Source organism: Rhabdochromatium marinum, assembly GCF_016583795.1.
GTDB lineage: Bacteria > Pseudomonadota > Gammaproteobacteria > Chromatiales > Chromatiaceae > Rhabdochromatium > Rhabdochromatium marinum.
In genome coordinates, this window is sequence record NZ_NRRS01000046.1 from 1 (window position 1) to 11533 (window position 11533).

The 11533-nt window shown below is 58.5% G+C and carries 11 protein-coding genes; 7 read left to right on the top strand and 4 right to left on the bottom strand.

The window, feature by feature from the left end; translation table 11 throughout:
- Positions 1-181 precede the first annotated feature (181 nt).
- From CKO36_RS12705 to CKO36_RS12715, 3 genes are all read left to right on the top strand, one after another.
- Positions 182-535 (top strand): hypothetical protein, encoded by a 354-nt coding sequence (locus CKO36_RS12705; protein ID WP_242469585.1) that lies wholly within the window; start codon positions 182-184, stop codon positions 533-535.
- Positions 536-599: 64 nt separating this feature from the next.
- Positions 600-1985, top strand: a complete 1386-nt coding sequence (arsJ, locus tag CKO36_RS12710) for an organoarsenical effux MFS transporter ArsJ (RefSeq protein WP_200284435.1) — start codon at positions 600-602, stop codon at positions 1983-1985.
- The gene (locus tag CKO36_RS12715; protein WP_200284436.1) at positions 1978-2943 is read left to right on the top strand and encodes a permease; all 966 of its coding nucleotides are present in this window, start codon (positions 1978-1980) and stop codon (positions 2941-2943) included. The genes arsJ and CKO36_RS12715 overlap by 8 nt, the downstream gene beginning before the upstream one ends.
- 80 nt (positions 2944-3023) lie before the next feature.
- Here the strand turns inward: CKO36_RS12715 and CKO36_RS12720 are convergent, their stop codons facing one another.
- Entirely contained in the window at positions 3024-5426 is a 2403-nt protein-coding gene (locus CKO36_RS12720) for a putative bifunctional diguanylate cyclase/phosphodiesterase (protein WP_200284437.1), read from the bottom strand.
- Positions 5427-5719: 293 nt separating this feature from the next.
- Between CKO36_RS12720 and CKO36_RS12725 the strand changes: the two genes are divergently transcribed.
- Positions 5720-7702 carry a hybrid sensor histidine kinase/response regulator gene (locus tag CKO36_RS12725; RefSeq protein WP_200284438.1) on the top strand — a complete coding sequence of 661 codons (1983 nt, stop codon included), beginning with the start codon at positions 5720-5722 and terminating at the stop codon, positions 7700-7702.
- A 31-nt stretch (positions 7703-7733) separates the two neighbouring features.
- Here the strand turns inward: CKO36_RS12725 and CKO36_RS12730 are convergent, their stop codons facing one another.
- Positions 7734-8348, bottom strand: a complete 615-nt coding sequence (locus tag CKO36_RS12730; RefSeq protein ID WP_200284439.1) for a response regulator transcription factor — start codon at positions 8346-8348, stop codon at positions 7734-7736.
- A 606-nt stretch (positions 8349-8954) separates the two neighbouring features.
- Here CKO36_RS12730 and CKO36_RS12735 point away from each other — a divergent pair.
- From CKO36_RS12735 to CKO36_RS12745, 3 genes are read left to right on the top strand one after another with little or no spacing between them, the layout of a single operon-like run.
- Entirely contained in the window at positions 8955-9137 is a 183-nt protein-coding gene (locus CKO36_RS12735) for a hypothetical protein (RefSeq protein ID WP_200284440.1), read from the top strand.
- Positions 9100-9471, top strand: coding sequence for a DUF2189 domain-containing protein (locus tag CKO36_RS12740; RefSeq protein WP_242469586.1), 372 nt, complete (start codon positions 9100-9102; stop codon positions 9469-9471). The genes CKO36_RS12735 and CKO36_RS12740 overlap by 38 nt, the downstream gene beginning before the upstream one ends.
- Before the next feature lie 30 nt (positions 9472-9501).
- Positions 9502-9957, top strand: a complete 456-nt coding sequence (locus tag CKO36_RS12745; protein ID WP_200284442.1) for a CBS domain-containing protein — start codon at positions 9502-9504, stop codon at positions 9955-9957.
- A gap of 164 nt (positions 9958-10121) precedes the next feature.
- On the opposite strand, the gene CKO36_RS12750 is transcribed toward CKO36_RS12745, so the two are convergent.
- Both CKO36_RS12750 and CKO36_RS12755 read right to left on the bottom strand, forming a co-directional pair.
- Entirely contained in the window at positions 10122-11090 is a 969-nt protein-coding gene (locus CKO36_RS12750) for an endonuclease/exonuclease/phosphatase family protein (RefSeq protein WP_200284443.1), read from the bottom strand.
- A 20-nt stretch (positions 11091-11110) separates the two neighbouring features.
- Positions 11111-11500, bottom strand: coding sequence for an acyl-CoA thioesterase (locus CKO36_RS12755; protein WP_200284444.1), 390 nt, complete (start codon positions 11498-11500; stop codon positions 11111-11113).
- Between the last annotated feature and the right edge of the window lie 33 nt (positions 11501-11533).

Here is an 11533-nt window from a genome sequence, read left to right on the forward strand (position 1 = left end):
GATCTAACGTCAACATGAAACGATCCTGTCACCAAAATGTCGGCAAGTGCGCGTCCAAACGATGCGTGGCACAATGGAGCGCAAACTATAGCATAAGAATTACGCACCTCTAAATTGACGCGGTTTAGATATCCCCAAGACCCATGCCCTTGATGCCGTCTGCGTCGGCACCGTCGATCAGGTGCAGGACTGGAATCGCCCGGTGCTGGCGATCAAGGCCACCGGACGCGGCACCTACCGCCGCACGCGCACCTTCAACAACGGTTTTCCGCGCGGCTATCTCGTCCGCCACAAGCGCGTCCACGGTTTCCAGACCGGCGATTGGGTGCGCGCCGAGGTGCCCAAGGGCAAACAGGCAGGCGTGCATGTCGGGCGTGTGGCGATGCGCCGAACCGGATCCTTTAACATCCAAACCCCCGGTGGAACCGTTCAGGGGATTTCACACCGCTATTGCCAGGTGCTGCAACGCGCCGATGGCTATGGATACGCTTTTCAACCGAAACCGACAATGGAGGAAGCGAGACGGGCCGCCTGACCGCGCTGCGCGCGCTGTGCTATCCCTCCCCGCCCTGAAGGACGGGGTTTCTCGCGCAAGACTGATGAACAGTGCCACGCGCAATTATCTGACGGTGACCGCCGGCTATTGGGCCTTCACCATCACCGACGGCGCCATCCGCATGCTGGTGGTGCTGTATTTTCATCAGCTCGGCTATTCGCCCTTCGAGGTGGCGATGCTATTTTTGTTCTACGAGGTGTTTGGCATCTTGACCAATCTGGTCGGCGGCTGGCTGGGGGCGCGCATTGGGCTCAACCTCATCATGCATATCGGCATGGCGTTGCAAGTCGGCGCGCTGCTGATGCTGACGGTGCCCGACTCCTGGCTGTCGGTGGGCTATGTGATGGCCGCCCAGGCGTTGTCCGGCATTGCCAAGGATTTGAACAAGATGTCGGCCAAGGCCTCGGTCAAAAGCTTGACGGGACAGGGCGCGGGGGCGGAATCCAAGCTGTTTAAGTATGTCGCGCTGCTGACCGGCTCCAAGAATGCGCTCAAGGGGGCGGGCTTTTTCGTCGGCGCAGCCCTGCTGCAATGGATCGGCTTTCGCGGTGCGCTCTTGGTATTAGCCGGCGTGTTGTTTCTGGTGCTGGTGGTCACCGCCGTGTTACTGCCAGCGGGCGTCGGCAAGCTCAAGGAAAAGGCCAAGTTCACCCAGGTCTTTTCCAATACCCCGGCGGTTAACTGGCTATCGGCGGCGCGCTTCTTTCTGTTTGGCGCACGCGATGTCTGGTTTGTGGTTGCGCTGCCGGTGTTTCTGTATGAAGTGCTTGGTTGGTCCTACACCCAGGTCGGTGCCTTTCTGGCGCTATGGGTGATTGGCTATGGTTTTGTGCAGGCTGGCGCACCCGCACTGCTGCGCGGGAAGCGACTGGAACCGGCCAGCGCGGTGCGGGTTGGACCGGGCGGCGCCTCAGCACGCGGTTGGGCGTTGGTGCTAGCGCTCATCCCGGCTGGCATGGCATTGGCAATGATCTATGGGCCGGACAAATTCCCGGCCTTGGCCGAGTCGCTCGTCACGAGCTTGGGGCTGGATTTGAGTCAACTCGTCACCCTCACCACGGGCCAGCTGCAGGGAGACATCCTGATTGTTGGCTTGCTGCTCTTCGGCATCGTCTTCGCCGTCAACTCCGCGCTGCATTCCTATCTGATTTTGGCATACTCGGATATGCAAAAAGTCTCGATGAATGTCGGCTTCTATTACATGGCCAATGCCGGTGGGCGGCTGATCGGCACCGTTCTTTCCGGGTTAATCTACCAGACCCAGGGCCTGACAGGCTGTCTGTGGTGGTCAGCGGGATTCGTAGCGGTAGCGCTGGTGCTATCCATTCCGCTACCGGCAGTCACGGCAACTGTATCCGCATCTGAGCCCGCGCCGAAGTCCCCGCCCCAGGCATTACCCGAGTCCAAGGAGTCACCTGCTCATGGCTGAGGGCCCTTTCATCCTGCTCGGTGACACAGTGGCTTACCGGCTGCTGGGGCTGGCACCCGATTCCCATCTGGGCACAGCGGTGCAGTTCTTCGTGATGGACACCGCCAAGATCTTCGCCCTGCTGGTACTGGTGATCTACCTGATGGGCCTGCTGCGCGCACTCATGTCACCGGAGAAGGTGCGCGCTTATGTGCGCGGCAAGCCGGTGTGGGCGGCACGGGCCAGCGCCATTGGCCTGGGCGCCATCACACCCTTCTGCTCCTGCTCCTCAGTGCCATTGTTCATCGGCTTTGTCGAAGCCGGGATTCCGCTCGGGGTGACCTTCTCCTTCCTGATCGCCAGTCCGATGATCAACGAAGTTGCGGTGGTGATTCTGTTCGGGCTGCTCGGCTGGAAGCTGACGTTGCTCTATGTCGGCGCCGGTTTGGCGGTAGCCTGGTTCGGTGGTCTGATCATGGAGCGCTTTCGCCCCGAGCGCTGGGTGGAGGACTATGTCTGGACGATTCGCGTCGGCGAGGCCCAGACCCAAGCCCCAGATACCACGCTTGCCGGCCGCCACCGCTATGCGCTGAGCGAAGTGCGCGAGATTCTGCGTCGGCTGTGGAAATGGGTGCTGCTCGGCATCAGCGTCGGCGCCCTGTTTCACGGCTATGTGCCACAGGACTGGGTGGCGACTCATCTGGACGCTTCGGCCTGGTACAGTGTACCGGCGGCGGTATTGCTCGGGGTGCCACTCTATTCCAATGCCACCGGGGTGATTCCAATCGCCGAAGCATTGCTCAGCAAGGGAGTGGCCATTGGCACCGTGCTGGCACTGATGATGAGCATCGCCGCGCTGTCGCTGCCGGAGATGATTATTCTGCGCAAGGTGATTCGCTGGCCGGCGCTGGCGCTTTATGTCGCGGTACTGGCGGTGTCATTCACCCTGGTTGGCTGGGGCTTTAACGGGTTGATTTGAACACGCTTGGTTCGAGTGCACGCGCGCACATAAAACAGGCACCAATAACCGTACAAGTGCCGGCATTTGCTGATAGCGCTTCATCCGCATCGGTTTTTCAAATTCACCAGCCATTCCTGACAACATTGTGGACGATGGAAGTAATATCCCTGGTAATACTCGCAACCCAGTTGCGCGAGGTATTCATACTGCGCTTTCGTTTCCACCCCTTCAGCCACGACCTCAAACCCCAGGTGGCGCGACATGGAACAGATGGCCTCCACCAAGACCACATCATTCGCGTCCTGCGGTATGTCCTGGACGAAGCTTTTGTCGATTTTCAGTTCCTTCAGAGGTAGGCGCTTGAGATAGGACAGCGACGAATAACCGGTACCAAAATCATCAATGGAGAAACGAATCCCCATCTCTGAGAGTGTCAACATGCCTGGAACGATTTCCGCAGTCCGGTCAAGCAACAGATTTTCTGTGATTTCCAGCGTCAGATAGAGTGGATCGGCACCGGTTTCCTCCAGTATCTCCTGAACACGACTGACAAAGTTCCCCTGACGGAACTGTCGTGGACTCACATTGACCGCCAGACGAAGACTGTGCCCCATAATGTTCATCTGAGCGATCACCTGGCAGGCTTCACGCAACACCCATTCACCGATGGATACAATTTGCCCGGATTCTTCTGCCAGCGGGATGAACATGTCAGGCGGGATCAATCCTCTGCTGGGATGCCGCCAGCGGACCAAAGCCTCTGCGCCGATGAGTGTGCGGTCGCGGTTCAGTTGGGATTGAAGATAAAGCTCCAATTCATCATTCTGCACAGCATTGTGCAGATGCTGTTCCATGAGATACCGCTCGGCGATGTGCGCTTGCATGGCCTGCTCGAAAAACACCAAGCGATTCCGACCACTATCCTTCGCACGGTACATGGCGATATCCGCCTCGCGGATAATATCCTCGACACTCTCATCGTCTTTCGGGAACAGCGAGATCCCGATGCTGGAGGTTACAACATGGTCTTGCTGATGCATCCGCAGCGGTCTCTCCAGAACGGAACGGAATTGCTCCGCCACTGAGAGCGCAAGGGTGGCGGCCTTGTTCTGCTCGGAGGACAGTTCTGACAGCAGGATGACAAACTCGTCGCCCCCGAAGCGCGAGACGGTGTCCGAGTGCCGCAGTCGAGACATCAAACGTTCGGCAACCTCCTTGAGCACTTGATCACCGATGGCATGACCATGCACATCATTAATGTTCTTGAACTTATCAAGATCCATGAACAACACGGCACCAAAGTGCTTGTAGCGTTTTGACTGCGCCAGAGCCTGGTTGAGTCGATCCTGGAACTGCGTGCGGTTTGGCAATCCAGTGAGTTGATCGTGATACGCAAGGCGCTCAACCTGCTGTTCGTTGCGCTTGCGTTCGCTAATGTCGCGCGACGAACAAAAGAGCAAGGGACTTTCGTCGAGTTCAATCGGTAGAACACTGACCTCCGCATCGAACACAGAGTCATCCTTGCGTCGGTGTACGGTTTCGAACTGGATACGGGCACCTTGATTGAGATAGCGGTAGAAGCTGTCAGGCAAATTTTCCCGCTTGTGAAACGCTTCCCATTGCCTGACGTTCATGCCAATGACTTCGTCACGAGAGTAGCCTAGCATCGCGCAGAAGGAATCACTGGCTTCCTGAACGTTGCCGGTGGTGGTTAGGATGTGGATACCATCGCTCGCGTTATGCAGCAGCGCGCGATTTTTCTGCAACTCTTTGTGCTGGGCCTTCGCAGCAGATAGTTGTTGGGATGCCAGGCGACGTGAAAATAACAGGCCAAGCCCCAGCATCAGAACCGTTAGGCCAATCAACAGCACGGAAACCAGATGACCGATCTGACGCGACACCGTCGCCAGCGATGAGGAGAAGGCTTCTTCCAACGACGTGATGGCGACGTTGATGGCATCCAATTCCTGAATCAAAGAGGTCTTGGCATCGGCATCCAATGCTCCCAATTCCATCTTTTGCTGCATCGACTGACCCAAGGCATACATTTCCAGGATATAGGCGTCGGCCTCGGTCCAGATCCGAATCGGATCCTTCATCACCGGCCAGTCGCCGAAATATCGAAACAGACGGATCATGTCCGGTATGTCACCCGGCTGATTGTTGCCCTCAACAAATCCTTGATAGGCGGCGTCAAGATCTGGCGGTTTTCTCTGTAGCGCGAGCCGCGCCTTGTTGTCACCCAGGGGAATCGCGATTTCCGACAAGAAATTTTGGTAGTCCTCTTCTGATTGTGTATCCGCATAATTGACAAGCGAGATATAGGCCTGTTTTTGCGCCTTGGAGTAAAGACTCTCCGCCCCGACGAAGGCACGAATGGAGGACATCAGCTTCAAGCTAAAGAAGGCGGCTGCGAGCAGTACTGCGATAATGAGCACGAATGGCCAGACCGTTTGGATCACCAGACGATTGGCAGAGTCGCTTGACTGTGGTTTATGCATGGCAACAGGCGATCACTAATAAGGCCAACATTGGCACTGGGATGATTGGCATGAGCCTAATCCAAGTGGGTTGCACAGCGATATTCGTAGCACTACGTATCCACATCAAACTGAACACAAGTCTCAGCACGCAACAGACGAACCGCCGGTATTCGTGCCCAGCCCCCACCGTAGAATTACGGAGGCAATATTCGTGCGCTTACGAATGGAGTTCCACATGCGGATTCCGTTAGTCTTATGGAAAACCACCAGTTGGCGCACTATCCCCGACATCGCCTGATCATCGACACCTTATGCTGAGTCAAAGCGAACATCTCCTGCGGCGTATCACCGATGCGCTGCCGGTGCTGATCTCCTATGTTGATCGTGACTGTTGCTATCGCTTCAACAACGCACGCTACCGCGACTGGTTCGGCTTGGATCCAGAGGCCGTGCAAGGCAAGCACATTGTCGATGTCGTTGGGGAGACCTCTTTCGCTGCCATCAAACCGCTGATCGAGCAGGCCCTGTCCGGTCATCAGGCACATTTTGAGGGTTGGCTTCCCTATACCCATGGCGGACTGCGTTGTGTCTCGGCGGACTATATTCCCGACACCGATCAGCACGGAGAGACCCATGGATGTTTTGCCCTGGTGACGGATATCACTGCACGCCGGGCGACCGACGAACGTCTGGAAATGCTGCGCCAAGATAATCAGCGTCGCCTCGACGAGATCCAGGCACTGTTCGATGCCGCACCGATTGGGATCTTCTTCGCGCGCGATCAGGCCTGCGAAAACATGACCATGAATCAAGCCGGGGCGCGCCTGCTGCGTATGCCGCTTGAGCGTAATCCGTCCAAATCCGGACCAGAGGCTCAACAGCTGCCGTTTCGAGTGTTTCAGGGGCCACACGAGCTCGCACCCCATGAACTGCCCATGCAGCAAGCCGCCGCGTCGGGGCACACCGTCAACAATACTGAACTCACCCTGGCCTTTGCCGACGGTTCAACCACCCACCTCTTAACCTATGCGGCGCCCTTGTTCGACGAACAAGGCCAGGCGCGCGGCAGTATCGGCACCTTCGTCGATGTCAGCGAGCACAAGCGCCTCGAGGCACGTCTGCGCCAGCAGACCCAGGATCTTGAAACCATGAACCGGCGCAAGGATCAGTTTCTGGCCATGCTGGGTCATGAATTGCGCAACCCGCTGACACCGATTCGCTCGGCGGTATACCTGCTGCGCATGCCGGATCACAGCGCTGAGCAAACCGCTTGGGCCGCCGACATGATCGAGCGTCAGGTCGGCCATCTCCAACGCATGGTCGATGATCTGCTCGATGTGGCCCGGGTGCGACGCGGCACCCTGAGCCTGACCTGCGAACAGCGCCCGCTGCAACCCTTGTTGCTGGAATCCATTGCCGCCTTGCGACCCGCCATGGAGGAAAAAAGCCAGGAGCTGGCGCTCAATCTGCCACAGACGCCCGTCATCGTCTTTGGCGATGGCATTCGGTTGACCCAGGTGTTCTCGAATCTGTTACACAATGCCTGCCGCTACACACCCGAGGACGGGCGCATTATGGTTTCCCTGCAAACCACGGGCAACCAGGCGCGCATCGACGTCGAAGACAACGGTAAAGGCATCTCACCGGATTTACTGCCGCATGTCTTCGACATTTTCGACAGCGCCATTTCCCATCGCGATCGCACCCATGCCGGTTTGGGTCTGGGGCTGACACTGGTCAAGCAAATCGTCACGCTCCACGGCGGGCAGGTCACGGTCAAGAGCGACGGCAGTGATCACGGCTGTCGTTTCACAGTCTGGCTGCCGTTGATTGAGCGCGCAACGACCAGCCATGATCGCGACGCCATCAAAGGGATCGCCGGTTTACATGGCCAGTCTGAGCGCCATGATCAACTCAAGATTCTAGTGGTTGATGATAACCTCGACATCCTCGAGTCAATTGCCGGATTGCTGCGCGGACTGGGGCACCAAGTCCGGGTGCTGGATGCGGGCGCGCGGGTTATCAGGACAGTGCGCGAACATCCAGTCGATGTCATTTTGCTCGACATCGGCCTGCCGGATGTCGACGGTTATCAGGTGGCTCGCGTTTTGGCCAAAGAGCCGGGGCGTTCACAGCTGTCCGTGATCGCTATCACCGGTTACGCCGATTCGGCTCCGACCGACCTCGACGCCGCCACCCTGTTCGACGCACGCCTGCTCAAACCCTTTACGCTGGCGCAATTGGAGCCGCTGCTGCGCCAACAGCACAGACGCAAGCACGGCAGAATCCATTAAATGATCGGGTGAATGATCTGGGAGGCGGCCATCAGGACAGGGACATCCGTACTAACTCAACCAGACTGGTGGCTCCCAGCTTTTTCATCAGATTGGCGCGATGCGCCTCGACCGTGCGGATGCTGATGTTCAGATCCAACGCAATGAGTTTGTTGGAATCGCCCTGAATCAGTCGATCAAAAACCGCCCGTTCGCGCGCGCTCAGTTGTGCCAGGCGTGATTTCCCAACCGTGACGCGTTCATCCAAGCCCTGCGGCTCATGGCTCTGGCGTAGCGCCTTCTGCACCCGATCAAGCAGATCCTGCGGATTGAAGGGTTTGGTGATGAAGTCTTTTGCGCCCAGCTTCATCGCCTTCACAGCCATGTCGATGTCGCCATGACCGCTGATCATCAGCACTGCCAGCTGCGGACACTCGGCCCGCAGTTGCTCAAGCACGGCCATGCCGCTGATCTCCGCCATGCGCACATCGAGCAACAACACCCGCGGCCCTAACTGCTCAAGAGCGGTGGTTCTGAAGTCCTGGAGAAAGCGCATCGCGCTGGCATAGGCTTTAACATTAATGGACACCGAACCCAGCAACATGGCCAACGATTGGCGGATATCCGCATCATCGTCGATCACATAGGCTCGCGGCACTGTGTCCATCACGTTTCCCCCCTGAAATGCCTAACCAGGCGCGCGCGTCCATTCTACAGCTCCAGGGGCTTGACTCAACGGATGGGAGCATTATCAAAAATCGGCTGCACTGATGACAACTCGCCCAGGCAAGGGTTTGCCGTCCGGCGCACGTCCCCGAAACTCGAGCGCCGCCACAAAGGACAAGGTCAGCACAATCGACACAGACACTAGAATCCATTTGAAACGAGAAAACGTCGCTTTACTCATCGGCAGACCTCCGATCCGGTTTTTCAACCACCAGCACCGGCACCAACACCGGCACCATCTCCCAAATAAGAAAACGGCATAACAAAGTCAGAACGTCCAGTGTTTTTGCACGGACATTGGAAGACTAGCCCAATGCGGGCGGTGAAAACATTGTGGGCAGCCGCAGTTTCGACTACGTAGTTTTACGGATACCAATTCGACGTCTGCGATAGGCGCGGGTGAAATGCACCGTCGGTGGTGGATATACCCCGCAACGTCTTTGCAGTGGGATGCGCCGTTCGCACTTTGAGAGGTGCTGGCAGGGTTTCTGCATGGCCTGTCAGGCAGATTCCCGCTTTATAACCATGCACCCTTGGGAGGTTGGCCATGAGCACCTTTGTGATTTCCACCGCTCACCTGCCCCAGCGCAGCTTTCAAATTCATCAAACGGCTTGGCGCCAGCCGCTGCAGTGGCTGGCAGGCGGTTGGCAGGATCTGCGCGCCGCTCCGGTTGGTCTTTATCAATTGGATCATGCTCTCGAATCTGCTGTTCGGCGGGGTCTTTCATGAGTTGATGCCGACCTACGAACACATCCGCCCGCTGCCAGTGCTCTTTACCGAGAGCTGGCCTTTCGCGCTGGCGTTCGGTGGTGTGGCACTGATCCTGGCGGTAGTGGTATTTCGCGCCAGCGCCCTGGCGCTGCCATTTGGTGGTGCTGCCCTGGCTGGCCTATGCCACCTGGCACGGATACCGGGAGATCCTGGAACTACAGTCAAGCTCTCATGGACACAACCAAGTGGAGTGAGGCATCCCTGCACGCTGGCATCACCTTTGCAGCTCCACTGGTGGGCAAAGCGCCACATATGCCCGACCACGCCTTGCACCTGCGCGCACCCGGGCTAAATTACGGACACGACAACAGGAGATCCTGCCATGCAAGTCCAAGATGTCATGACCCCGAACTTTCACGCCATTGCGCAAACGGCCTCCATGGCTGCGGCCGCCAAGCTGATGCGCGATGAACAAGTCGGCTTCCTGCCGGTCACCGACGACAACCAGATCATTGGCACCCTGACCGACCGCGACATCACGGTGCGCGGTCTCGGCAGCGGCTACCCGCCGGAGACAGCGGTCAGCGAGGTCATGAGCCCCGGCGTGGATTTCCAATATGTCGATGCCGACTTGCAGACGGCGGCCCAGTTAATGCAGGAGCGGAAGGTGCGCCGTTTGATGGTGCTCGACCATTCCAACCGCTGCGTCGGAGTGCTGTCCCTTGGTGACCTGAGCGTCGGCAGCGGCGACCCGGTACTCGGCGGTACCACGCTCAAAGGGATTTCCGAGAGCAGCCCGGCGCCTTCGATGTTCGATCAGCGGAGCACTGTCGCTTAACCCCTGCCCCGACACCCCGGCACTCCACTGTCATCAGCGCGCGCCAACGCGCTAGAAGGCGCTGTGTTTTCTCTCCGGCGAGCCCCTCCCGCGCTGCTGAACCGACGCTCATTATCGGCAGACCGATGTTGAACGCGTGAGCCAGATGAACGCCGCGTAATTGCTCACCACAGCCGCACGCTCAGCGCCCGGTGATCGGAGCCAAGTGACCGGGTGGGAGCGCGTTCCACACCGCACCAGGCGGTGGTCACCAGAACCTGGTCAATGGGGATACCGAACCAGCCCTGCCCCACCGCCGGCCAGGTCGGTTGCAAGCCGCTCGCGCGGCGCACGCCGGTCCGAGCCAGGCCGGCAAAGGCCGATGACCAGGGGCTGGCATTTAAGTCGCCAGCCAGGATTGCAGGTTGGGTGGGGTCAAGGTCGGACATCAGGTGGTGCAGTTGCTGATTGCGCAACTGATGGAAATACACAGAGAGCGGCGGCATCGGGTGCAGCGCGATCACGCGGACACGCCGACCCGCCCAGTCGAGCTCGGCATGCAGGCGCGGAATGCCGGCCGCATCCCATTCGGTACGCGCGTCAAGCAACGGCCAGGCCGCGCGCAAACAGAGACCGAAAGGTGAGTCATCGGGTTGCCCGGCATGATGCGGCAGATCACGGCGATTATCCAACCAGTGGGCCATCGCAGGTGTGCATTCGAGCAGGATAAGCAAATCCGCTCGCCTATCGTCGAGCCAAGCGGTCAGTGCAGGCAGTGGCGGTGACGCCATGTTTAGATTGGCCACCGCAACGTGCAAACCCGAATCCGTTCCCGAATCCCTGCACTCGGTCTGATCGACCAGGGACGGCGAAGCGCTCAACCAGGGCAAGGGAAGCAACAGCAGCGCCAGCACGGCGGCTGGGTAGCGCCGGATCAGCAACGCTACGCCCAACACAAGCAAGATCAGATAAAGCCACTGCCCGTGCGTGACCAAATCCAGCAGCCAGGCGAAGCGGCTGGCACTGGCGTGCCAGGGCGCCGACAGCCAGGATGACAGCAAACCAAAGGCCGCACCGCCGATCAGCCACCAGCCATCACTGGCGCGGTTGCCGACCAATGGTCGGTGCAGACGCGCCAGTCGTGTCTTTGACAAAGCCATCGTGCGCGTTTAGGTCAAGTTGCGGATGTTCCGGGTGTGGATGCTCCGGGGGCTGGCAGCGGCGTTTTCTTGCCTGCGGCATCGATCCGCACGAAGGTCACGCAGGTGGAGAAAATGGTGGCCTCGGTCCCGGTGACGAGATCCTCGCTATAGACAGTTGTCCGGTAGCTCACCGAGGTGGTGCCACGCCGACTTTCACTGGCATCGAAGCGCAGCAGCATGCCCTGGCAGGCGCCGCAATGGAACTCAACATTGTCCATGGCCACAGTCACGAAGCGACACCCGGGATGGTCGCGACTGGCGGCAATCCATGAAATCTCATCAACCCATTGCAGCAAAAAACCACCGAACAGATTTCCATGGTGGTTCAGGTGTTCGGGTCGCACCACCTTAAAGCTTTCCATCCTCAGTTCCTCCGCCCTTCTCCACAAAAAAAT

What these genes read in the sequence shown, in the direction of transcription:
- CKO36_RS12740 (WP_242469586.1), top strand. Translation starts at nt 9,100, where the DNA reads ATGCTCTCGAATCTGCTGTTCGGCGGGGTCTTTCATGAGTTGATGCCG.
- CKO36_RS12735 (WP_200284440.1), top strand. Translation starts at nt 8,955, where the DNA reads ATGAGCACCTTTGTGATTTCCACCGCTCACCTGCCCCAGCGCAGCTTT.
- CKO36_RS12720 (WP_200284437.1), bottom strand. Translation starts at nt 5,426, where the DNA reads ATGCATAAACCACAGTCAAGCGACTCTGCCAATCGTCTGGTGATCCAA.
- CKO36_RS12730 (WP_200284439.1), bottom strand. Translation starts at nt 8,348, where the DNA reads ATGGACACAGTGCCGCGAGCCTATGTGATCGACGATGATGCGGATATC.
- CKO36_RS12745 (WP_200284442.1), top strand. Translation starts at nt 9,502, where the DNA reads ATGCAAGTCCAAGATGTCATGACCCCGAACTTTCACGCCATTGCGCAA.
- CKO36_RS12725 (WP_200284438.1), top strand. Translation starts at nt 5,720, where the DNA reads ATGCTGAGTCAAAGCGAACATCTCCTGCGGCGTATCACCGATGCGCTG.
- CKO36_RS12715 (WP_200284436.1), top strand. Translation starts at nt 1,978, where the DNA reads ATGGCTGAGGGCCCTTTCATCCTGCTCGGTGACACAGTGGCTTACCGG.
- arsJ (WP_200284435.1), top strand. Translation starts at nt 600, where the DNA reads ATGAACAGTGCCACGCGCAATTATCTGACGGTGACCGCCGGCTATTGG.
- CKO36_RS12755 (WP_200284444.1), bottom strand. Translation starts at nt 11,500, where the DNA reads ATGGAAAGCTTTAAGGTGGTGCGACCCGAACACCTGAACCACCATGGA.